Source organism: Streptomyces sp. NPDC057474 (assembly GCF_042802555.1).
Lineage (GTDB): Bacteria > Actinomycetota > Actinomycetes > Streptomycetales > Streptomycetaceae > Streptomyces.
This window is the reverse complement of record NZ_JBHVDX010000182.1, coordinates 1-21,753: the sequence shown is the minus strand read 5'-3', so window position 1 is coordinate 21,753 and position 21,753 is coordinate 1. Positions and strand designations below refer to the sequence as shown.

Genomic DNA, 21,753 nt, shown 5'->3' with positions numbered 1-21,753 from the left:
GTTCCCCGCGCCCCTAAAAGCAAAAAGCACGGGGCGCAGCCCCTGCTTTTCAGGGGTGCGAGGAACTGCGCGAACAACCCCCATTCGCCCGCACTCACCACACAACCGAACCCCCCGAGCCGAGGCGCCCCATCCCGCCATCCGGACAGAAGTTGCGGCGCGGCGATCACCTCGCGTACGTTCTTTTTCAGGTCATGAGTGACAGCCAAAAAGCCCCGGCTGGCTGTCCGGCAACCCTCCGTCCGTGGCGGGGTGCCCCGGGTGAAGACCAGGTCGTAGGCAGCGAGGTCTACGGCAAGCGCGGACCCCTCGCACTCTTCTGAGTGGATACACCAGGGGTCCTGGTCGTTCGAGGGAGCCTTCCGTGAGCAAGCGAATGCGATAGGGCCGCAGAGCCCCACTTCCGCGTTTCCCCTTTTCCACTTTCACCCTTGGCCTTCCTGTGCCGTCGACCTGTCGTGTCCGGCACGGTGATTCCGCCTGCGCTCACGGGAGTTCACCCATGTCCGTCTCCACCGTTGCCGCCGACCAGTCCGTTTGTGCCCCGCTGCCCGTTCTGGGCCGGGATGTCACCGTCCCGCTCGTCACCGGCGGGGAGGTCACCTACGCCGCGCTCGACTACGCGGCCAGCGCCCCGGCGTTGCAGCGGGTGTGGGACGACGTGGCGGCGTACGCCCCGTACTACGGGAGTGTGCACCGGGGGGCCGGGTACCTGTCGCAGCTGTCGACGGATCTGTTCGAGAACGCTCGGACGACCGTCGCGGAGTTCCTCGACTGCCGCGGCGACGACCAGGTGGTGTTCACCCGGTCGACCACCGACTCGCTGAACCTCCTCGCCGCCGCGCTGCCCGCCGACTGCCAGGTCTTCGTCTTCGAGACCGAGCACCACGCCTCGCTGCTGCCCTGGCGGAACGCGCGGGTGACGTACCTGGACGCGCCCCGGACGCCGCAGGAGGCCGTGGCCACCCTGGAGACCGCCCTCGCGGGCCGCGACCCGTACGGGCCGGCGCTGGTGTGCGTCACCGGTGCCTCCAACGTCACCGGGGAGATCTGGCCGGTGCGCGAGCTGGCCGCCGCCGCGCACGCGCACGGCGCGCGGATCGTGCTCGACGCGGCCCAGCTCGCGCCGCACCACCCGGTCTCCGTGCAGGAGTTGGACGTGGACTGGGTCGCCTTCTCGGGACACAAGCTGTACGCGCCGTTCGGGTCCGGCGTGCTCGCCGGGCGCGCCGACTGGCTGCGCGAGGCCGCCCCGTACCTCGCCGGCGGCGGTGCCAGCCGCAAGGTGACCCGGCGCACCGACGGGGGAGTGGACGTCGAGTGGCACGAGACCGCCGCCCGCCACGAGGCCGGCTCGCCCAACGTCATCGGTGCCTACTCCATCGCCTCCGCCTGCAAGGCCCTCACCGAGGCCGGGTTCGACACGCTGGTCGCCCGTGAGCGGTATCTGATCGACGCCGTACGGGCCGGGCTCGCCGAGGTGCCCGAGGTCCGGATCCTCTCCCTCTTCGGGGACGACGCCCCGCGCGTCGGCGTCATCTCCTTCGTCGTCGAGGGCTGGAACAGCTCCCACTTCGCCGCCGCCCTCTCCGCCGAGTACGGCATCGGCGTACGCGACGGCCTCTTCTGCGCCCACCCCCTCGTCCGCACCCTCCTCGGCAGCGACCCGCAGACCCAGGGCGAGTGCGGTGCCCCCGAGGCCGCGCCCGGCGAGCGGTCCCTCAACGCGATCCGGGTGAGCTTCGGCGCGGGGACGCCCGACGAACACGTGGAGCGGTTCGTGGGTGCGGTGAAGGAACTCGTGCGGAGCGGTGCGAAGTGGAACTACCGTACGGAGGACGGCCGTTGCGTCCCGGCGGTCTGACCCTCACGGCCTGATCCCCTGACGTGTACCCGGCGGATGCGCTCCCTAGGCAGCCGAACGGGGGACGTACGCGGGCATCGCACGCCTCCCACCCCGGCGGAGCGCGTCGGTGTCCTCTACCCGCGGTCGGCCAACAGCCCGGTCGTCGGCGCCGGCCGGCTGTACACCGGCACCTCCGACGGCATCGCGGCCGTCGACCTCGGCACCTGAACCCCGCCGTCGATGCCCGTCGTCGGGCTCAGCCCCTGATGCCCGCCGTCGCCCGGGCCCTCAGCACGATCATCCGCAGCGCCCGTTCGGTGGGGTCCGTGAGGAGTTCGCTCGCGCGGACCATGGCCTCGGCGAGGGCCGTCGGCGCGGGCAGGATGCCGGTGTACGCGTCCACGCCGGGCACCTCGTGCGCCCCCTGTTTCGTGCGTGCCTCCCACGAACCCGCACCCGCCGTACGACCGCTACCCGTCCAATCCGATGGCGAACGCGGCCTCGAGGTCATGCTGCGAATACGTCCGGAACGCCACATGCGTATCGGTACCCAGCACACCGGGAATCTTGCTGATGGACCCGGGGATCACATCGGCCAGGTCGTCATGGGCCTTCACCCGGACCATGGCGACCAAATCGTATGTACCGGTCACCGAAAACACCTCGCTCACCGATTCAAGCGCGGCGATCGACTCCGCGATCTCCGGAATCCGGTCCACGCTGGTCTTGATGAGCACGATCGCGGTGATCACGGCTGTTTCTCTCCCTCGGGGGCCGGAGCCGGGACGTTCTCTGAGGCGTCCGCTGGCGCTTTCACTCTAGTCCTACGCCCATAGCGCCCCCACGCGTAGACGAACCCCAGTCCGAACCCCACCAGATGCGCCAGATAGGCGACCCCCGGCCCCGCGGTCTGCCGCCCCGCGGCCAGCCACTGCAGGCTCACCCAGAACGGCAGGGTCACCCACGCCGGAAACCGCAGCGGGAGAAAGAAGAGGAACGGGAGGAGGCTCGTCACCCGCGCCCTGGGGAACAGGAAGAGAAACGCGCCGAGGACCGCGGAGATGGCCCCCGACGCGCCGACCAGCGACTGCGGCGACCCGGCGTGCGCCGCCGCGTACGCCACCAGCGCCAGATAGCCGCAGCCCACGTAGAAGAGGGCGAATTCCACATGGCCCATGCGTTCCTCGGCCATCGCCCCGAAGACGAAGAGGAAGAGCATGTTGCCGAGGAGGTGCAGCCAGCTGCCGTGGACGAAGAGCGCGGTGACCGGGGTGAGTGCCGCGCGTGGGGTGCCGTCGAAGAGTTCGACGGGGACGACGCCCCAGCGGCGGAAGTACGCCCGCTGCGCGGCGAGCAGCTCGTCCCCGGTGCCGTACGCGGGGTTGAGGCCCGCCGCCGGTCCGATCAGGAAGATCGCACAGCAGACGGCGATCAGCCCGTACGTCACCGGCGCCGACTCGTTTCGTACGGCCCGGGCGGCCGTGGTGCTCCACTTGCCGATCATGAACAGAGCATGACGTAACAGGACCCACCCGCACAGACCGCCTCGCCGCCGGTGACGGCCGGCCTCGCCGGCGGAGGCAATCGGCGCCGTCGCCGCAGGCGAACGGGCGTCCAGTACCGGTCAGGCCGTAGGGTTACGAGCCACATGCACCGGGACGCCGGCGCTTCACGGAGACTGGAAGAAGGAAGAGCAGCCACGATGACGGTTCCCCTGCCGACGGACACGACCCGCTGGCGCTGCACGCTCTGTGGCAACCTCACGCGGTTCGACGTGACCCGCTCGTCGAAGGTCGTCGAGTACGTTCACCTCGACCTCGCCGGGCAGCCCAAGGTCGAGGAGCGCGACGTGGTCAGTGAGACCATCGAGTCGGTGCGCTGCCGCTGGTGCAACGCCGTGGACCAGGTGGAACTCGTGGACAGGCCGGGCGCCGGCTCCTGAGGACGGGGGTCCCCCCGCTCGAGCGAAGTCGAGAGTGGGGGAGGGCCCCGCATAGAAATGGGGTGTGTCGGATGGTGGAGACCGCAGGCGGGGGGCCGGGCGACGGCGCCGCCGAGGTGCTCGACCGCCCGCTGCCCGAGGGCGTGCGCAAACGGGTCGTGCAGATCGTCTCCGACGGCTTCGGCGGACTGACCGTCGCCGAACTGCCCGCACAGCTCAGGCAGTACGCCCGGTTCACCCCGAACCGCCGGGTGAAGTTCGCCGGGAACGCGATGGCGGCCGCCGTGGAGAGCGACGCGCTGTTCAGACAGCGGATCGGGGAGCGGTTCCGTGAGACCCACCCGGAGCTGGCCGGCGCCCTCGACACGGGCGCGCCGCCCCCGGCCGCTGATCCGCTGGACGTGGCGGCCGCGGCCTATGTGCTGCGCCCCACGGGCTGGGTGAAGCTGGTCGCCGCCGCCGGCGAGGAGGCCCTGCGGGCGGACGCCGAGCGGGCCGACGAGGAGAGCCGGGCCGAGCTGGAGCGGCTGCGCGAACAGCTCGCCGAGGCACGCGGCCAGACGAAGGCCGAGACGGAACGGCTGCGCGCGGAGCTGGAGTCGGCCAAGAAGGAGGCCGACTCGATGCACCGCAAGCTCCGGGCCGCACTCAGTGACGTCAAGCGTGGCGAGGCCGCCCTGCGCAAGCTGCACACCGAGATGGAGACCGTACGCGGCGAGAGCCACGCCCAGGTGTCCGCCGCCGAGAGCGAGACCCGGCGGCTCAAGGCCCGGCTCGGCGAGGCCGAGGCGGCCCTGGAGGCCACCCGGCGGGCCGCCCGCGAGGGGCGCAGCGTCGGGGACATGCGTGTACGGCTGCTGCTGGACACCGTGTTGGACGCGGCCCAGGGGCTGCGGCGGGAGCTGGCGCTGCCGCCGATCTCCGTACGGCCCGCCGAGACCGTCGACGCGGTCGAGCCGGGGCGGATGACGCCGAAGGACATCGCCGCCCGTGCGCTGTCGGAGAACGACCCGGCGATCCTGGACCAGTTGCTCGCGCTGCCGCAGGCGCATCTCGTCGTCGACGGCTACAACGTCACGAAGACCGGCTATCCGCAGATGCCGTTGGAGAAGCAGCGGCTCAGGCTCCTGGGTCAGCTGTCCCAGCTCGCCGCGCAGACCGGCGCCGAGGTCACCTGTGTCTTCGACGGGGCCGAGCTGGCCGCGCCGGTGCTGCTCGCGCCGCCGCGCGGGGTGCGGGTGCTGTTCTCCAAGCCGGGTGTCACGGCCGACGAGTTGATCCGCCAGCTGGTGCGCGCCGAGCCGCCCGGCCGGCCGGTCATCGTCGCCTCCACCGACCGCGAGGTGGCCGACGGGATCGCCAAGGCGGGGGCCCGCCCGGTAGCGTCCGCGGTGCTCCTCAAGCGGCTTTCCTGACCCTTCGGTACCGTCCGCCCCAACAGCAACAAACGGGCCCTATGCCCGAATTGACGGAACTGTTGCGCAACGTAGCGTCAACCGAGCGTTACCGTATGTGCGTTGAGTGTAAATTGTGCGCCGTGGGACGGGATTTTTCCTGTGGGGGATTTGAAGTGATCACCACTAGGTCACTAGGGTCTGGGCTCAAACCTCTGAACGGGTGATCGTCGCCGGAGTCCCCGCCGGCCGGTCACTCACATGAAGGAGTTCACCTACCGTGGCGTCCCACCGTCGACCGAAGCAGCCGAGCCGTGCGCGTGTGACCGTGCTCACCACTGCCGCCGCCGCTGCCGTGGCCCTGACCTCCCAGGCCGCCAACGCCGCGCCCGCCGAGAAGCCGAGCAAGGACGAGGTCAAGGCCAAGGTCCACAAGCTCTACGAGGACGCCGGGCGGGCCACCGACAAGCTCAACGGGGCCGAGGAGAAGCAGGAGAAGCTCGAGAAGGAGATCTCCACGATCCAGGACAACGTCGCCAAGGGTCAGGAGGACCTCAACGAGCTGCGTGAGGGCATAGGCCTGGCGGCCAGCGCCCAGTACCGCTCGGGCGGCATCGACTCCTCGATCCAGCTCTTCCTCTCCGCCGACCCGGACGACTACCTGGACAAGGCCGCCACGCTCGACCAGTTGACCAGCCAGCAGGTCGAGTCGCTCAAGAAGATCCAGGAGAAGCAGCGCACGCTCGCGCAGCAGCGCCAGGAGGCCACGGAGAAGCTGGAGGACCTCGCCGACACCCGCGAGACCCTGGCCAAGAAGAAGAAGGAAGTCCAGAGCAAGCTGGCCGCGGCGCAGAAGCTCCTCAACACGCTGACGGCCGAGGAGAAGGCCGCCCTGGACGACCAGGAGACGCGCGCCAGCCGCGACGCCGGGGACCGCGTCGACCTCGGCAACGAGGCGCCCGCCTCCGAGCGCGGCGCCGCAGCCCTCGCCGCCGCCGGCACCCAGGTCGGCAAGCCCTACGTTTCCGGTGGCAGCGGCCCCAACTCCTATGACTGCTCCGGGCTGACCCAGTGGGCCTACGCCCAGGCCGGTGTGGGGATCACCCGGACCACGTACACGCAGGCGAACGACGGTACGAGGATCGGCCGCGGCGAACTCATGCCGGGCGACCTGGTCTTCTTCAACGACCTGGGACACGTCGGCCTCTACGCGGGCAACGGCACGGTCCTGCACGCCCCGTACCCGGGCAAGGTCGTCCGCTACGAGTCGATGAGCACCATCGGCACCTTCCAGTTCGGTGTCCGCATCTGACACCCGCGCCGGCTTGAACAGGGCCGATCGTCACGCCGTGTGACGATCGGCCCTGTTTTTTTCCAAGATCAGGACACAGCGCCGCCCGAACGGGCGAATTCCCGCACCTCATGCTGACCCCTTTCCCCGCTGGTGACCAGGGGCCCAGGCCGGACGTCACGCTGCGTGGCCGCGGAGGTCTTTGGCTGGGACACGGTCGCGCGGCTACTGTCGGCCGCGCTTCCCTCACCCGCCGTGAGCGTGCCCCCTCCGGGCACCCTCCGGCCCGGGGGAGGGTCCTGTCCACCGTCGAAGGGAGTGCGGCTTCCCGTGGTGTCCCACAGTCGCCTTGTACCGTCCGGGTTCGACCGGGGCGCGGCCGCCGCCCTCGGTGTGCTGTCCGCCGCGGCCACCGCCCTCGGCGCCATCCCCGTCCAGTCGGCCGCCGCCGCGCCGCACGACAACACCCGGGCCGAGGTGGACCGGCTGTACGAGGAGGCGGAGCAGGCCACAGAGGCCTACAACAGGGCCGACGAGCGCGCCGACAAGCTGCGCGAACAGGTCGGCACCGCGCAGGACTCGATCGCCCGGCAGCAGGACCGCATCAACGCCATGCGGGAGTCGCTGGGTGCGCTCGCCGGCGCCCAGTACCGCTCCGGCGCCGTCGACCCGTCGATCACCCTGCTGTTCTCCGACGACCCGGACGACTACCTCGACACGGCCGCCGCCCTGGACCGCATCAGCGCCCACCAGGCGGGCGAACTCCACGACCTCCAGCAGTCCCTGCGCGACCTCTCCCAGGACCGCGCGGAGACCAGTGACAAGCTCGCCGAGTTGGAGAAGAGCCGCAAGGCCGTCGCCAAGCACAAGCGGACCGTCGAGGGGAAGCTCGCGGCGGCCCGGCGGCTGCTCGACTCCCTCCCGGACAAGGAGCGCGCCGAGTACGACCGCGCCTCCCGCTCCACCGGCTCCGGCCGGACCGACATGCCCGCCCTCTCCGGCGCCACGGCCCCCAACGGCCGCGCGGCCGCCGCCGTCGCCGCCGTCCGCTCCGCTCTCGGCAAGCCGTACGTGTGGGGCTCCACCGGCCCCCACGGCTTCGACTGCTCCGGCCTCATGGTCTGGTCGTACGGACAGGCCGGTGTCGGTCTGCCGCGTACCTCGCAGGCACAGCGCTACGCAGGCACCCAGGTCCCGCTCTCCCAGGCCCAGCCCGGCGACCTCGTCACCTACCGGTTCGACGCCAGTCATGTCGGCATGTACGTCGGCAACGGCCAGGTCATCCACGCCCCCTACCCGGGCGCCCCCGTCCGCTACGACCCCGTCGGCATGATGCCGATCGCCGCGGTCACCCGCCCCTGACCGCCGCCGGGCCCCGGCCCTCACCGGGCGGTCGGGGTCCGGCCGCCCTGCCGTTGACCGTCGCCGGTCCCGGCCTGGCGTAGGCCGGTCGAGACCCGGCCGCCCTGCCGTACGGCGACCGGGCCCCGTACGATCGGGGGCCCCTACCCGGGCGCCCCCGTCCGCTACGACCGGGTCGGCATGATGCCGATCGCCGCGGTCACCCGCCCCTGACCGCCGCCGGGCCCCGGCCCTCACCGGCCGGTCGAGACCCGGCCGCCCTGCCGTACGGCGACCGGGCCCCCGTACGATCGGGAACGTGGCTGCTCGAAGGCGCACGACGCGTGCCCGGCCCGGGTCGGGGGTCCGGCGCGGGCTCCCGGGTCGCGGAAGTGTCCCCTCGGCGGTCGCCCTCGCACTCGCCCTCCTCGTCGGCTGCGGCGGCAACGCGGCGCCCGACGCCGCCCGCGCCGACGTGCAGCGGATGCTCGACCGACGGGCCGCGGCGGTCCTGGAGCGGGACGGGACGGCGTACCGCGCCACGGAGGCGCCGACGTCGTCCGTCGCGGGCCAACTGGCCACCGGGACGGCGGAGTTCGTCAACCTCCGCGGCCTGCCGCTGGCTGCCTGGTCGTACGACCTCACCGCCTTCGACCGGTCCGGCGACCGGGCCACGGCCGAGGCGGCCCTGCGCTATCGGATACGCGGCTACGACGCGGCGCCCGTCACGGCCGTACGGACACTGACCCTCGTCCGGGACGACGACGGGGCGTGGCAGGTCGCCGCCGACGAACCCTCGGAGAAGGGCACCGAACAGCTCTGGGAGCAGGGGCGGATACGGGCCGTCCGCGGGGAGCGGAGCCTCGTGCTGGGGGTCGGGCGGTCGACGGAGGTCCTGCGGGAGTACGCGGGGCTGGCGGACCGGGCCGTGCCCGCCGTGACGGAGGCGTGGGGCGAGGACTGGGCGCGGCGGGTCGTGGTCGTCGTGCCCGAGTCGCTGGAGGAGATGGCGGGGCTGCTGGGATCGCCCGCGTCGGGGTACCGGGGGATCGCGGCGGTCACCACGGGCGAGGCGGGAGGCTCGGCGAAGGCGTCGGCGGACCGGATCGTCGTCAACCCCGACGCGTACGACGTCCTCGGCGGCCTCGGCAAGCAGGTCGTCCTCACCCACGAGACGACCCACGTCGCCACCCGCGCCCACACCAACGCCGCCACCCCCCTCTGGCTCTCCGAGGGCTACGCCGACTGGGTCGGGTACCGGGGTACGGGCCGCACGGCGTCCGAGGTGGCCCCCGAACTGCAACGCGTCGTCGCCGAGGGCCGGGCCCCGGCCGCACTGCCCGCCGACTCCGACTTCGGCTTCTCCGACGACTCCGGCAAGCTCGCCCAGGCCTACGAGGGCGGCTGGTTGGCCTGCCGCATGATCGCCGACCGCTGGGGCGAGGGCCGCCTCGACGAGTTCTACCGCGCCGTCGGCGGACACGGGAAGCGGGAGGGGGCGGTGGAGGGGGCCCTGAAGGAGGTCCTGAACACGACCGTCGACGAGTTCACCGAGCGGTGGCGGGAGTACGTACGGGCTCAACTGGGCTGAGCCGCGGGGACGCGGGGGTGGGTACGTCGGCTGCGGATTGTGAGGGGTAGCTCGCGCGGTTCCCCGCACCCTCCTACGCGGCGCGCGATTCCCGGCGAGCCGCGGGGTGGACCGGCCCGAAGGGCCGTCCAGGGGCGCGGGGAACCGCGCGACAAGCCCCCACCGGCCCGCAGCCGACGAACCGACCCGGTGCGGGTTTCAGGAACCCAGCGGCTCCTTGGCGCGGGCCGGCGGATCCGGCAGCGGCGCCGGGGCGGGCCGTACCGTGTCGTGCCACAGTTCGAACGCGGCGAGCAGGGAGGCGAGGACGAGAAGGCCGTTGCGGACGAAGAGGAGGGTGATGCCCAGCCAGTCGCTGACGACGACGTGGGAGAACCAGATGGGGAACTCCAGGACGGTCACGAAGGACGCCACCAGGACCATCACCGCCGGCAGGCCCATGCGGCTGGCCCGGAAGCAGAGGCAGACGGCGGCGAGACCGACCAGCCACACCATGTACTGGGGGCTGATCACCCGGCTGGTGGCCGTGAACATCAGCACCGCCACGAACGCCGCGTCCGCGAGGGTGTGCGGCGCGAACCGCCGGGCCCGCACCCGCCACAGCAGCAGCCAGGCGAAGGCCACCCCGCTGAGCAACAGGGCCGCGTCGCTGACGGTGTCGACGTGGTCGCCGAGGAACTCCACCGAGCCGTAGTTCAGCAGCACCTCGCCGTCCCAGCCGAACTGCCGGGCCACATGGAAGACGAGGGCGCCCAGCGACTCCACCTCGGTGCCCCGGTCGCGCTGGAAGGTCAGGAAGGCGAAGGCGCCGGGCATGGAGACGGCGAAGAGGGCGGCCACCGCGAGACCGGTACCCGCCGCCCACGCCCAGGCCGCACGCTTGCGGGCGCCCAGGAGCAGCAGCGCCGGCCACACCTTCAGCAGGGCCGCGAAGGCCGTCAGCGCCCCCATCGCGCGCGGATGGCGGCTGCCCGCGAGGAGGGCGGCGACCGCCACCGCCGTCACCATCACGTCGTAGCGGGCGTACACGGTCGGGCCGAGCAGCGGCAGACCCACCGCCCACACCCAGGCGCCGCGCCACGTCCTGCCGGGTCGGCCGGCCGCGTGGAGCAGCAGCACGAGGACGACCAGGTCGGCGAGGAAGGCCAGGACGAAGAACGCCGACGTGTAGTCCAGGAAGGGCAGCAGCGCGGGGGAGAGGATCGCGAGGGCGGCGGCGGGCGGGTACTGCCAGGTGACGTCGTCCCGGGGATACGTTCCTGTACGCAGCGTCTCGTACCAGCCCTGGTAGATCACCGAGACGTCGCTGGTGACGTCCGGGCCCGGGAAGACGTACACCTTGAAGACGAACAGCAGCAGGAGCAACCGGGTCGCGCCCCAGAGCGTCAGCAGCCCGAACGGGAGCCGTCGAGAGCCCGTCATGTCCATCTGAGCCACGTGAGTCCCTGCTTGTCTGCGTCTGTCCGCGCCGCGCTTCGCGCCTGTGAGGGACATGATCCCCCGTCGGCCTGTGAAGCGGCCGTGAAGCATGGCCGGGCCCGGTGTGGATGTGCCCGGGGGCGGGCTCCGACGCCGGTTCGGTAGGGTCGGCGGCGATGTACAAGACCCTGATCGTGACCAACGACTTCCCGCCCCGGCCCGGTGGTATCCAGGCGTTTCTGCACAACATGGCGCTGCGGCTGGCCCCCGAGCGGATCGTCGTCTACGCGTCGACGTGGAAGCGGGGCCGGGAGGGCGCCCGGGCGACGGCCGCCTTCGACGCCGAGCAGCCCTTCACCGTCGTACGCGACCGCACGACCATGCTGCTGCCGACGCCCGCCGTCACCCGCCGCGCGGTCTCGCTGCTGCGGGAGCACGGCTGTACGTCGGTGTGGTTCGGCGCGGCGGCCCCGCTCGGCCTGATGGCCCCCGCGCTGCGCAGGGCGGGCGCGAAGCGGCTGGTGGCCACCACACACGGCCACGAGGCGGGCTGGGCGCAGCTGCCCGCCGCCCGGCAGCTGCTGCGGCGGATCGGCGAGGGCACGGACACGATCACCTACCTGGGCGAGTACACGCGCTCCCGGATCGCCACGGCTCTGACGCCGGAGGCGGCCGGACGCATGGTCCAGCTGCCGCCCGGCGTCGACGAGAAGACCTTCCACCCGGGGTCCGGGGGCGCCGAGGTCCGGGCCCGGCTGGGGCTCACCGACCGGCCGGTGGTCGTCTGTGTCTCCCGGCTCGTGCCGCGCAAGGGGCAGGACACGCTGATCCAGGCGATGCCCGGCATCCTGGCCGAGGAGCCTGACGCGGTGCTGCTGATCGTCGGCGGCGGACCGTACGAGAGGGAGCTGCGCCGGCTCGCCCACGAGACCGGGGTCGCCGAGTCCGTCCGCTTCACCGGCGCCGTCCCCTGGTCCGAGCTGCCCGCCCACTACGGCGCCGGTGACGTCTTCGCCATGCCGTGCCGTACCCGCCGGGGCGGCCTGGACGTCGAGGGGCTGGGGATCGTCTACCTGGAGGCCTCCGCGACCGGACTGCCCGTCGTCGCGGGCGACTCCGGCGGCGCCCCCGACGCCGTACTCGACGGCGAGACGGGTTGGGTCGTACGAGGCGGCTCCCCGGCAGACGCCGCCGAACGCATCGTCACCCTCCTCGGCGACCCGGAGCTGCGGGGGCGGATGGGGCAGCGGGGCCGCGAGTGGGTCGAGGAGAAATGGCGGTGGGACCTCTTGGCGGAAACTTTGAAAACGTTGCTGTAGCCCCGTAAGGGGCGCCGGGAACTGCGCGACCAGCCACGAGACGACCGGAAGTCGCCTTTCAAGAGCACCCGGCACCCCGGTAGGAGCCGCCCTGCACGGCGGAGCCCCTAGCCGGAGCCCGAAAATCCGCACATGCTGCGCACATGACAGCAAAACTGATGCAGCGTCAGCTGACGAGACGTCACATCCTGGGCATGGTGGCCCTGCAGACCGCCGCCGCGTCCGGTCTCACCCGCATCGGTCTGCAGTCGGCGTCGGCCGCCGAACCGGCCGCCGTCGACAACGCCCCGGCGATCGTGGTCGGTTCGGGCTACGGCGCCGCCGTGGCCGCCCTCCGACTCGGCCAGGCCGGCATCCGCACGCTCGTCCTGGAGATGGGCAGGGCCTGGAACACCCCCGGCTCCGACGGCAAGATCTTCTGTTCGACCAGGGAGCCGGACGAGCGGTCCATGTGGTTCAGGACCAGGACCGAGGCCCCGCTCGCCACCTTCCTCTGGCTGGACGTCGTCAACCAGGACATCAGCCCCTATCCCGGTGTCCTGGACCGCGTCCGCTACGCCAACATGTCGGTCTTCCTGGGCCGCGGCGTCGGCGGCGGCTCACTGGTCAACGGCAGCATGGCCGTCACCCCTCTCCAGTCGTACTTCGCCGAGCAGTTCCCGACCGTCGACACCACCGAGATGTACTCCACGTACTTCCCGCGCGCCCGCGCCATGCTCGGCGTCAACACCATCGACCCCGCGTGGTTCGAGTCCACGGAGTGGTACCGCTTCAGCCGGATCTCCCGGGCCCACGCCGAGAAGACCGGCCTGAAGACCACCTTCGTGCCGAGCGTCTACGACTTCGGTCACATGCAGCGCGAGGCCGCCGGCACCGCGACCAAGTCGGCCCTCGCCGGTGAGGTCATCTACGGCAACAACCACGGCAAGAAGAGCCTCGACAAGACGTACCTCGCCGCCGCCCTCGGCACCGGCAACGTCACCATCCACACCATGGAGCGGGCCAAAGGCATCCGCAGGCTGAGCGACGGGACGTACGTCATCACCGTCGACCGCGTCGACGACACGGGCGCGGTCGTCGAGACCAAGGAGTACGGCTGCACGTACCTGTTTCTCGGTGCCGGCAGCGTCGGCACCACCGAACTCCTCGTCCGCGCACGGGCGAAGGGCACCCTCCCCGCACTGGACGCCAGTGTCGGCGCGGGCTGGGGCTCGAACGGCAACGTGATGCTCGGCCGGGCCAACCATCTGTGGGACACGGTCGGGGCGAACCAGTCGACCATGCCGGTCATGGGCATCGACGACTGGGCCAACACCTCCAACCCCGTCTTCGCCGAGATCGCCCCGCTGCCCACGGGCCTCGAACACTGGGTGAGTCTCTATCTGGCGATCACCAAGAACCCGGAGCGCGCTTCCTTCACGTACGACAGCGCGAGCGACTCGGCCAAGCTCGGCTGGAGCGCCGCCCAGAGCGCGGTCTCCTCCTCCATGGCCAAGAAGCTCTTCGACCGGATCAACTCGGCCAACAGCACGATCTACCGGTACGACCTGTTCGGCTCGTCCAACAAGGTGTTCGCCGACGACTTCACGTACCACCCGCTGGGCGGCTGCGTGCTGGGCAGGGCGACCGACAACTACGGGAGGGTGAAAGGGTATTCGAAGCTGTACGTCACCGACGGCTCGCTCGTGCCCGGCTCGATCGGGGTGAACCCGTTCGTCACGATCACCGCGCTCGCCGAACGCACGATGGCGCGGGTCCTCGCCGAGGACACCGCACCATGAGCCGTACGACCGCTGGTTGCTCCGTGACAGCTGGATACACCGTGACGTGACAGCTGGTTATTTCTGGTAGATCGCCTCGATCTCGTCCGCGTAGTCCTTCGCCACCACGTTGCGCTTGAGCTTCAGGGACGGCGTCAGGTGGCCCGACTCCTCCGTGAACTGGGAGGACAGAATGCGGAACTTCCGCACCGATTCCGCCTTCGACACCGCGGCGTTGCCGTCGTCGATCGCCGCCTGGATCGCCGCGTTCAGGTCCGCGTCGGCGCTCAGCGACGCCGCGGTGGAGCCCGCCGGCTTGCCGTGCTCGGCGGCCCAACGGCCCAGGAACTCCTCGTCGACGGTGACCAGCGCGCCCACGAAGGGCCGCCCGTCGCCCACCACCATGCACTCCGCGACCAGGGCGTGCGCCCGGATACGGTCCTCGATCACGGCCGGGGCGACGTTCTTGCCGCCCGCGGTGACGATGATCTCCTTCTTGCGGCCGGTGATCCGGAGATAACCGTCCTCGTCGAGGGTGCCGATGTCACCGGTGTGGAACCAGCCGTCGGCCAGCGCCTCCTCGGTCGCGCCCGGGTTGTTCCAGTACTCCTTGAACAGGTGCTCGCCGTGCAGCAGCACCTCCCCGTCGTCCGCGATCCGGATGACGGAACCCGGCAGCGGCTGCCCGACCGTACCGATCTTCTGGCGGTCCCAGGGGTTGAACGCGGTGGCCGCACAGGACTCGGTGAGGCCGTAGCCCTCCAGGACCGTGAAGCCGATACCGCGGAAGAAGTGACCCAGGCGCTCGCCCAGCGGGGCGCCACCGGAGATCGCGTACTCGCCCTTGCCCCCGAGCACCGCGCGCAGCTTGCTGTAGACGAGCTTGTCGAACACCTTGTGCTTGATCTTCAGACCGAGCACCGGGCCCGACGCGGTGTCCAGCGCCCTGCTGTACGCGATCGCCGTGTCCGCGGCCTTGTCGAAGATCTTGCCCTTGCCGTCCGCCTGCGCCTTGGCCCGCGCCGAGTTGTAGACCTTCTCGAAGACCCGCGGCACACCGAGGATCAGCGTCGGCCGGAAGGAGGCCAGCTCGTCGGTGAGGTTCTTGATGTCCGGTACGGTGCCCAGCTTGATCGGCGCCATCATCGGCGCGACCTGCACGAGCCGACCGAAGACGTGCGCGAGCGGGAGGAAGAGCAGGACCGAGCACTCGCCCGTACGGAACAGGGGCCGCAGCCGCTCCACCACGTTCCCGCACTCGGCGAAGAAGCTGCGGTGTGTGAGGACGCACCCCTTCGGGCGGCCGGTGGTGCCGGAGGTGTAGACGATGGTCGCCGGGTCGTCGGCCTTCGCCATCGAGCTGCGCTCCTCGACGGCCTGGTCGGTGACGCCCTGGCCGAGGCGGCCCAGCTCCTCGACACCGCCGCCCTCGATCTGCCACACGTGCTTCAGCGCCGGCAGCCGGTCACGCACCGACTCGACGGCGGCCGTGTGCCCGTCCAGCTCCACGATCATGGCGGTCGCGCCCGAGTCGGCGAGGATCCACTGCACCTGCTCCGGAGAGCTGGTCTCGTACACCGGCACGGTCACCGCGCCGGCCGACCAGATCGCGAAGTCCAGCAGAGTCCACTCGTACCGGGTACGGGACATCAGCGCGACCCGGTCGCCCGGCTGGACCCCGGCGGCGATGAGCCCCTTCGCGGCCGTCCGTACCTCGGCGAGGAACTGGACGGCGTGCACGTCCTGCCAGGCGCCGCCCACCTTGCGGGCGATGACGGCGACATCGGGATGCTGCGCGGCGTTTCTGCGGACGATGTCGGTCAGATTGCCGTCCGTCGGGACCTCGTACAAAGCCGGAAGGCTGAACTCGCGCAAGACTGCTGCTCCTCATAGGGCGCCGGCGCCACGACTGACGTGTGTGCTGCGACGGTGCGGTCCAAGGCTGGGAGAGCGCTCAGGTCCCACTTGGTTCTTTGGTTCTTACTGGTTGAAAACCTGAGCACAACTGGACTGCCCGGACGTTACCCGTCGGTATGGCTTCTACGCGAGGGGGGTCGGGCGAGATGTTCTTCGCGTCACACATGCGGGATTCTCCCGGGAAGAATAATCCCCCCACTTGCTGACTGGCCAGTAACCGCATGTCCGACCCGCTCTGTTCACGTATGCCGCACACGCCTACGCTTGATCGTCATGGCACGCACACCGGGCGGTAACGGCAGGACGCGCATTCACGTGGTCAGCGACGTGCACGGCAACGCACGTGATCTGGCCGGAGCGGGTGAAGGCGCCGACGCCTTGGTGTGCCTGGGTGACCTGGTCCTCTTCCTCGACTACGCCGACCACTCCCGCGGCATCTTCCCCGACCTCTTCGGCGCCGAGAACGCCACCCGGCTCGTCGAACTGCGCACCGCCCGCCGCTTCGAGGAGGCGCGCGAGCTGGGGGCCCGGCTGTGGGCGGGCGTGGGTGAGGAGCGCTCCGCCGTGATCGAGAAGGCCGTCCGCAAGCAGTACGCCGAGATGTTCGCGGCCTTCCCCGCGCCGACGTACGCCACGTACGGCAATGTCGATATGCCGCGGCTGTGGCCGGAGTACGCGGCGGAGGGGACGACCGTGTTGGACGGGGAACGGGTGGAGATCGGCGGGTGGGTCTTCGGCTTCGTGGGCGGCGGGCTCCGCACCCCCATGCGGACGCCGTACGAGATCAGCGACGAGGAGTACGCCGCGAAGATCGAGGCGGTGGGAGAGGTGGACGTGCTGTGCACGCACATCCCGCCGGAGGTCCCCGAGCTGGTGTACGACACGGTGGCGCGCCGTTTCGAGCGGGGGAGCCGGGCGCTGCTGGAGGCGATCCGGAAGACCCGGCCCCGGTACTCGCTGTTCGGGCACGTCCACCAGCCGTTGGCGCGGCGGATGCGGATCGGGGCGACGGAGTGTGTGAACGTGGGGCACTTCGCGGGGAGCGGAAAGCCGTGGGCGCTGGAGTGGTGAACCCCGGGTGGGGTGGCGAGGGTTCGGCGGGCGCGCGGTAGCCTTCACGCTGCACATACGTGCGCACCCACCCTCCCTCACCGGACAGTCTCTGGAGGAGCCACGGCGATGGCGGAATTCACCAGTTCGAGCATCACGATCGAGGCTGCGGCGGCCGACGTCATGGGAGTGATCGCCGACTTCGCCCGCTACCCGGACTGGACGGGCGAGGTGAAGGAGGCGGAGGTGCTGGAGACCGACGGTCAGGGCCGCGCCGAGCAGGTCCGACTCGTCATGGACGCGGGCGCGATCAAGGACGACCAGACGCTGGCGTACACCTGGACCGGGGCGAACGAGGTGTCCTGGACGCTGGTCAAGTCCCAGATGCTCCGCTCCCTCGACGGGTCCTACATCCTCAAGCCGGTCGGCGACTCGGTGACCGAGGTGACGTACCAGCTGACCGTCGACGTCAAGATCCCGATGCTCGGGATGATCAAGCGCAAGGCGGAGAAGGTCATCATCGACCGGGCCCTGGCGGGGCTCAAGAAGCGGGTGGAGTCCGGGGCGTAGGTCCTTCCCACCTCACCTGCCCGACTCGCCCTGGTGATCCAGGCCGCCCCGACTGCGGGCCATCGTGCCACTGGGGGCGATAGGGGCGATAGGGGCGATGGGGGGAGGGTGGGCGCAGCGGCACCCTGTCGGCGCCGGTAAGCGCCTCCAAGCCCCGCCCGGCAGTAATCCCGGGGGTCTGGTCTGCGTCGGTGCGCACCCTGTCGCTGGGTTACCGTTCACCCTCATGCGCACCATCCTGATCACCGGGCAAGGCGGCACTGGCCGTACGACGGTCGCGGCGGCCACGGCCGTCGAGGCGGCTCGCGCGGGCACACGGACGCTCGTGCTGAGCGCGGACCGGGTCGACAGCCTGGGAGCGGTGCTCGGGACGGCGACCGGCGCGGAACCCCTCCGGGTCGCGGCGAACCTCACCGCGTGGCGGCCCGACGCGGCGGAGCGGTTCCGGGAGGATCTCGTCGCCTTTCAGGAGCGCGCCGCGTCGGTGCTCGATCTGCTGGGGGCGGGGCGGCTGGATGCCGAGGAGCTCACGCCCCTTCCCGGCGCAGAGGAGCTGGCTCTGCTGCGGGCGCTGCGCGACGCCGCGCTGTCGGAGGCGTACGACCTGCTCGTCGTCGATCTGCCGCCCGCGCCGCAGGCACTCGCGCTGCTCGGTCTCCCGGAGGAGCTGCGACGGTATCTGCGGCGGCTGCTCCCGCCCGAGCGGCAGGCGGCCCGTGCGCTGCGGCCGGTCCTCGGGCGGCTCGCCGGTGTGCCGATGCCCGCCGAGTGGCTGTACGAGACGGCCGCCCGGTGGGACGTCGAGCTGGCCGCCGTCGCGGCGGTCGTCGAGGACCCGGGGACGAGTGTGCGGCTGGTCGCGGAGCCGGGCCCGGCCGGCGCCGACCAGGTGCGCCTCGCGAGCGTCGGACTCGCCCTGCGGTCCCTCCCCGTGGACATGCTGATCGCCAACCGGGTCCTGCCCGAGGGTACGCACGACACCTGGCTCGCCGGCCTCGTCGCCCAGCAGCGCAAGGCGTTGGAGGAATGGGAGGAGGCTTCGGTACGGCGGGCCCGTCCCGTACGGGGCGTCGCCCACCTCGGCCGCGACCCCCGCGGCGTCGACGACCTCGCCGCCCTCCACGTCCCCGGTGCGGGTGACGCTCCCGCCCGCGTCGCGTGGCCCGTCACCGACAACCTCGGGGACGAGGGCGTGCTCGTGTGGCACATCCCGCTGCCCGGGGCGATACGGGACGAGCTGGATCTCATCCGGCGCGGCGACGAGTTGGTCGTCACGGCGGGACAGTTCCGCCGTATCGTTCCGCTGCCGTCGGCACTGCGCCGGTGCACGGTCGACGGCGCGGCCCTGCGCGACGGCTGCTTGAGGATCCGTTTCGCGCCGGACCCGCAGTTGTGGCCCCGGACACGGTGAACCGTATACGCCCGTTCGGGTAACGTCGAAGGTACGAACCGTAGGCAGGAGCCCGCCATGAGCGAAGAGCGCCCCACGTCCGACGCCGGTCGTAAGGACGCGGCCGAGGAGGCGCGGTCGGCCGAGCAGGCCCGCGCGACCGACCGGGCGCGCGCGACCGACTCCGACGCCTGGGCGACGGCGTGCGAGGAGGACCTCGCCGCGGAGAAGGCCCGCCGCCGGGCGAAGTACGGACCGCCGCCGGGCTCGGCCGCCGAGGAACTGCGCAAGCTCGTCGACACCGTCGCGGACAAGCTGTCCGGGCTGCAGTCGCCGCTGCTCGGCGCGGTCGCCGGGGGTGCGGCCCAGCAGATGGTCAACCAGGTCGTCCGGCAGGCCAAGGCCGCCGTCGAACCGGTCATCGAACGCAATCCGGACGTCTTCGACCACCTCGCCTCCGCCGGCAACGAACTGCTCGCCGCGTACCGCTCCGCCGTCGAGGCCCAGGAGCGCCGCTGGACGAACCGGGACACCGCCCACCGGGAAGACCGCGGCCAGGGCGACGATCCGGGCCCCGGAGAGCGCATCGACCTGGACTGACGCCGGGCCCGTCCGCCCGGCGGACGTCGGGAGTCCCGGCGCGGGGCCTCGGGTACGGTTGGCCGTATGCGGGGCTTGACCGAAACTGAGGGATTCATGGGACTCACCATCGGCGTCGACATCGGCGGTACCAAGATCGCGGCCGGTGTGGTCGACGAGGAAGGCAACATCCTCTCGACCCACAAGGTGCCGACCCCGGGCACGCCCGACGGGATCGTGGACGCCATCGCCGCCGCCGTCGAGGGCGCGCGAGCCGGACACGAGATCGTCGGTGTCGGCATCGGCGCGGCCGGTTACGTCAACCGGGAGCGGTCGACGGTCTACTTCGCCCCCAACATCGACTGGCGCAACGAGCCGCTCAAGGAGAAGGTCGAAGCACGCGTGGGCCTGCCGGTCGTCGTGGAGAACGACGCCAACGCCGCCGCGTGGGGCGAGTACAAGTTCGGCGCCGGCAAGGGCCACCGCAACGTCATCTGCATCACCCTCGGTACCGGCCTCGGCGGGGGCATCATCATCGGCAACAAGCTGCGCCGCGGCCACTACGGCGTAGCAGCCGAGTTCGGCCACATCCGCATGGTCCCGGACGGGCTGCAGTGCGGCTGCGGCTCGCAGGGCTGCTGGGAGCAGTACGCGTCCGGGCGGGCTCTGGTGAGGTACGCCAAGCAGCGCGCCAACGCCACCCCCGAGAACGCGGAGCTCCTCCTCGGCCTCGGCGACGGCACCCCCGACGGCATCGAGGGCAAGCACATCTCCATGGCCGCCCGCCAGGGCGACCCGGTCGCCGTCGACTCCTACCGCGAACTCGCCCGCTGGGCCGGCGCCGGCCTCGCCGACCTCGCCTCCCTCTTCGACCCGTCGGCGTTCATCGTGGGCGGCGGCCTGTCGGACGAGGGCGAACTGGTCCTCGACCCCATCCGCAAGTCCTACAAGCGCTGGCTCGTCGGCGGCAACTGGCGCCCGGTGGCCGAGGTCATCGCCGCCCAACTGGGCAACGAGGCGGGCCTGGTGGGCGCGGCGGACCTGGCGAGAGAACCCGACCCGATCATGTAGCCACGGGGTACTTCCCGCGCCCCTGTCTTCTGTCGGTCAGGGGCGCGGGGCTGTATCAATGTGCCGGTTCCGCCGGGTGGGCGCGACCAGCCCCCACCGGCCGTCAACCGAACGAACGACCCTCCGCCGCGAGCTCTTCCCAGCATCCCACCGCCGAGTACCTTGATCACATGGCTCCTTCGGCGCTCCCCAACTCCCGCACGAACCCCGACGGTTCGGCAGTCATCCGCGTCCTCAGCTACAACATCCGCTCCATGCGGGACGACACAGACGCCCTCGCCCGAGTGATCACCGCCTGCGCCCCCGACCTGGTCCTCATCCAGGAAGCCCCCCGTTTCTTCCGCTGGCGCAAGAAACTCGCCAGGCTCGCCGCGGCCTCCCACCTGGTCACCCTCTCCGGCGGCGCCACCGCCTCCGGCCCCGCGCTGCTGTGCAACCTCCGCGCCACGGTCGAGCACACCGAGGATGTCCTCCTGCCGCTCACCCCCGGCCTGCACAGACGCGGCTTCGCCACGGCGGTGGTCCGCTTCGGCCGCGCCCGTCTCGGCGTCCTGTCCTGCCACCTCTCCCTGCAGAAGGACGAGCGGTACGAGCAGGGCGGCCTGCTCCTCGACCACCTGGCCGGCCTGGGCGTGACGCACGCGGTCGCGGGCGGCGACCTCAACGAGCGTCCGCACGGCCGCACGTTCCGCCGCCTCGCCGGCGAACTCCAGGACTGCTGGACCACCACCCCCTGGGGCGGCGAGTACAGCTCCACCCCCACCGAACCCCACCAGCGCATCGACGCGATCCTGGCCACCCCTGGCATCGAGGTTCTCGGCTGCGGAGTCCCCCTGGACCACCCCGGCATCACCGAGGACGACCTGAGGGCGGCCACGGACCACCTTCCGGTCCTGGCCGCCCTCAGAGTTCCCGCCGAGTCCTAGCCCGCGGCGGACGGATACTGCTCGACCTTGTCGACGATCGCGCAACTGTCCAGGTATGAGAGCTGGGTGTAGCGCTTGACGTCCTTGCCGTCGCACGAGGAGCGCTCGTCACGGAAGCCGAGGAACGCGTACGTCACCGGGGCGAAGATGAAGTAGCCGTCGTAGCCCGAGGCCCCCGGGCCGGGCCGGGACGGGTCGTCGTCCCCTCCGGCATCACCGGGACATTCTTGTCTGATCAGCTGCTCGGGGTCGGTCGGCAGCTCGTACTTCGCCGCTGACCGGAATCAAGTTCCATTCCAACGACGAGGGCCCGCCCGGAACGTTCGGCGGGCGGGCCCTCGTACGGC

General features: G+C 71.3%; 20 protein-coding genes, 1 pseudogene and 1 riboswitch. Of the genes and pseudogenes, 15 read left to right on the top strand and 6 right to left on the bottom strand.

The window, feature by feature from the left end; translation table 11 throughout:
* The first annotated feature begins 190 nt into the window (after window positions 1–190).
* Window positions 191–307, top strand: a riboswitch (SAM riboswitch).
* Window positions 308–502: 195 nt separating this feature from the next.
* Both ACFU53_RS35600 and ACFU53_RS35595 read left to right on the top strand, forming a co-directional pair.
* A complete protein-coding gene (locus ACFU53_RS35600; RefSeq protein WP_384002072.1) occupies window positions 503–1,864 on the top strand; it encodes an aminotransferase class V-fold PLP-dependent enzyme in 1,362 nt (453 codons plus the stop codon).
* A 36-nt stretch (window positions 1,865–1,900) separates the two neighbouring features.
* Window positions 1,901–2,074, top strand: a complete 174-nt coding sequence (locus ACFU53_RS35595; RefSeq protein WP_384002069.1) for a hypothetical protein — start codon at window positions 1,901–1,903, stop codon at window positions 2,072–2,074.
* Between the two features lie 28 nt (window positions 2,075–2,102).
* On the opposite strand, the pseudogene ACFU53_RS35590 reads toward ACFU53_RS35595, so the two are convergent.
* The 3 genes and pseudogenes from ACFU53_RS35590 to ACFU53_RS35580 all read right to left on the bottom strand — a co-directional run.
* Window positions 2,103–2,273 (bottom strand): annotated as a pseudogene (locus ACFU53_RS35590) (glycerate kinase); the annotation flags it as partial.
* 43 nt (window positions 2,274–2,316) lie between these two features.
* On the bottom strand, window positions 2,317–2,598 hold the full coding sequence (locus ACFU53_RS35585) for an Lrp/AsnC family transcriptional regulator (protein ID WP_033528170.1): 282 nt from the start codon (window positions 2,596–2,598) through the stop codon (window positions 2,317–2,319).
* Window positions 2,595–3,350, bottom strand: a complete 756-nt coding sequence (locus ACFU53_RS35580; protein WP_384002065.1) for a rhomboid family intramembrane serine protease — start codon at window positions 3,348–3,350, stop codon at window positions 2,595–2,597. Before ACFU53_RS35580 ends, ACFU53_RS35585 begins: the two co-directional genes overlap by 4 nt.
* 198 nt (window positions 3,351–3,548) lie before the next feature.
* On the opposite strand from ACFU53_RS35580, the gene ACFU53_RS35575 reads away from it, so the two are divergent.
* The 5 genes from ACFU53_RS35575 (at window position 3,549) to ACFU53_RS35555 (ending at window position 9,405) form a co-directional block, all read left to right on the top strand.
* Complete coding sequence (locus tag ACFU53_RS35575; RefSeq protein WP_037693477.1) at window positions 3,549–3,788, top strand: hypothetical protein; 240 nt, start codon at window positions 3,549–3,551, stop codon at window positions 3,786–3,788.
* A gap of 71 nt (window positions 3,789–3,859) precedes the next feature.
* Window positions 3,860–5,203, top strand: coding sequence for an NYN domain-containing protein (locus ACFU53_RS35570; RefSeq protein WP_384002062.1), 1,344 nt, complete (start codon window positions 3,860–3,862; stop codon window positions 5,201–5,203).
* A 259-nt stretch (window positions 5,204–5,462) separates the two neighbouring features.
* Window positions 5,463–6,494, top strand: a complete 1,032-nt coding sequence (locus tag ACFU53_RS35565; protein WP_384002059.1) for an NlpC/P60 family protein — start codon at window positions 5,463–5,465, stop codon at window positions 6,492–6,494.
* A gap of 309 nt (window positions 6,495–6,803) precedes the next feature.
* Window positions 6,804–7,835 (top strand): NlpC/P60 family protein, encoded by a 1,032-nt coding sequence (locus tag ACFU53_RS35560; RefSeq protein WP_384002056.1) that lies wholly within the window; start codon window positions 6,804–6,806, stop codon window positions 7,833–7,835.
* Between the two features lie 298 nt (window positions 7,836–8,133).
* Window positions 8,134–9,405, top strand: coding sequence for a hypothetical protein (locus ACFU53_RS35555; protein WP_384002053.1), 1,272 nt, complete (start codon window positions 8,134–8,136; stop codon window positions 9,403–9,405).
* A 198-nt stretch (window positions 9,406–9,603) separates the two neighbouring features.
* Here the strand turns inward: ACFU53_RS35555 and ACFU53_RS35550 are convergent, their stop codons facing one another.
* Window positions 9,604–10,833, bottom strand: coding sequence for a glycosyltransferase 87 family protein (locus ACFU53_RS35550; protein ID WP_384002083.1), 1,230 nt, complete (start codon window positions 10,831–10,833; stop codon window positions 9,604–9,606).
* 167 nt (window positions 10,834–11,000) lie between these two features.
* Here ACFU53_RS35550 and ACFU53_RS35545 point away from each other — a divergent pair, with 167 nt between their 5' ends.
* The gene (locus ACFU53_RS35545) at window positions 11,001–12,143 is read left to right on the top strand and encodes a glycosyltransferase family 4 protein (RefSeq protein WP_384002049.1); all 1,143 of its coding nucleotides are present in this window, start codon (window positions 11,001–11,003) and stop codon (window positions 12,141–12,143) included.
* A 194-nt stretch (window positions 12,144–12,337) separates the two neighbouring features.
* Entirely contained in the window at window positions 12,338–13,924 is a 1,587-nt protein-coding gene (locus ACFU53_RS35540; protein WP_384002079.1) for a GMC oxidoreductase, read from the top strand.
* Window positions 13,925–13,981: 57 nt separating this feature from the next.
* On the opposite strand, the gene ACFU53_RS35535 is transcribed toward ACFU53_RS35540, so the two are convergent.
* A complete protein-coding gene (locus ACFU53_RS35535) occupies window positions 13,982–15,778 on the bottom strand; it encodes an AMP-dependent synthetase/ligase (protein WP_384002046.1) in 1,797 nt (598 codons plus the stop codon).
* Window positions 15,779–16,135: 357 nt separating this feature from the next.
* Here ACFU53_RS35535 and ACFU53_RS35530 point away from each other — a divergent pair, with 357 nt between their 5' ends.
* From ACFU53_RS35530 to ACFU53_RS35505, 6 genes are all read left to right on the top strand, one after another.
* Window positions 16,136–16,891 carry a metallophosphoesterase gene (locus ACFU53_RS35530; RefSeq protein WP_384002076.1) on the top strand — a complete coding sequence of 252 codons (756 nt, stop codon included), beginning with the start codon at window positions 16,136–16,138 and terminating at the stop codon, window positions 16,889–16,891.
* Between the two features lie 108 nt (window positions 16,892–16,999).
* On the top strand, window positions 17,000–17,440 hold the full coding sequence (locus ACFU53_RS35525) for an SRPBCC family protein (RefSeq protein ID WP_037693456.1): 441 nt from the start codon (window positions 17,000–17,002) through the stop codon (window positions 17,438–17,440).
* A gap of 226 nt (window positions 17,441–17,666) precedes the next feature.
* A complete protein-coding gene (locus ACFU53_RS35520; protein WP_384002043.1) occupies window positions 17,667–18,851 on the top strand; it encodes an ArsA family ATPase in 1,185 nt (394 codons plus the stop codon).
* Between the two features lie 57 nt (window positions 18,852–18,908).
* On the top strand, window positions 18,909–19,430 hold the full coding sequence (locus tag ACFU53_RS35515; RefSeq protein ID WP_384002039.1) for a DUF5304 domain-containing protein: 522 nt from the start codon (window positions 18,909–18,911) through the stop codon (window positions 19,428–19,430).
* 96 nt (window positions 19,431–19,526) lie between these two features.
* Complete coding sequence (locus ACFU53_RS35510; RefSeq protein ID WP_384002031.1) at window positions 19,527–20,480, top strand: ROK family glucokinase; 954 nt, start codon at window positions 19,527–19,529, stop codon at window positions 20,478–20,480.
* A 170-nt stretch (window positions 20,481–20,650) separates the two neighbouring features.
* Window positions 20,651–21,406 carry an endonuclease/exonuclease/phosphatase family protein gene (locus tag ACFU53_RS35505; protein ID WP_384002028.1) on the top strand — a complete coding sequence of 252 codons (756 nt, stop codon included), beginning with the start codon at window positions 20,651–20,653 and terminating at the stop codon, window positions 21,404–21,406.
* Here ACFU53_RS35505 and ACFU53_RS35500 read toward each other — a convergent pair.
* A complete protein-coding gene (locus tag ACFU53_RS35500) occupies window positions 21,403–21,543 on the bottom strand; it encodes a hypothetical protein (RefSeq protein ID WP_384002025.1) in 141 nt (46 codons plus the stop codon). The genes ACFU53_RS35505 and ACFU53_RS35500 overlap by 4 nt on opposite strands.
* Window positions 21,544–21,753: the final 210 nt, after the last annotated feature.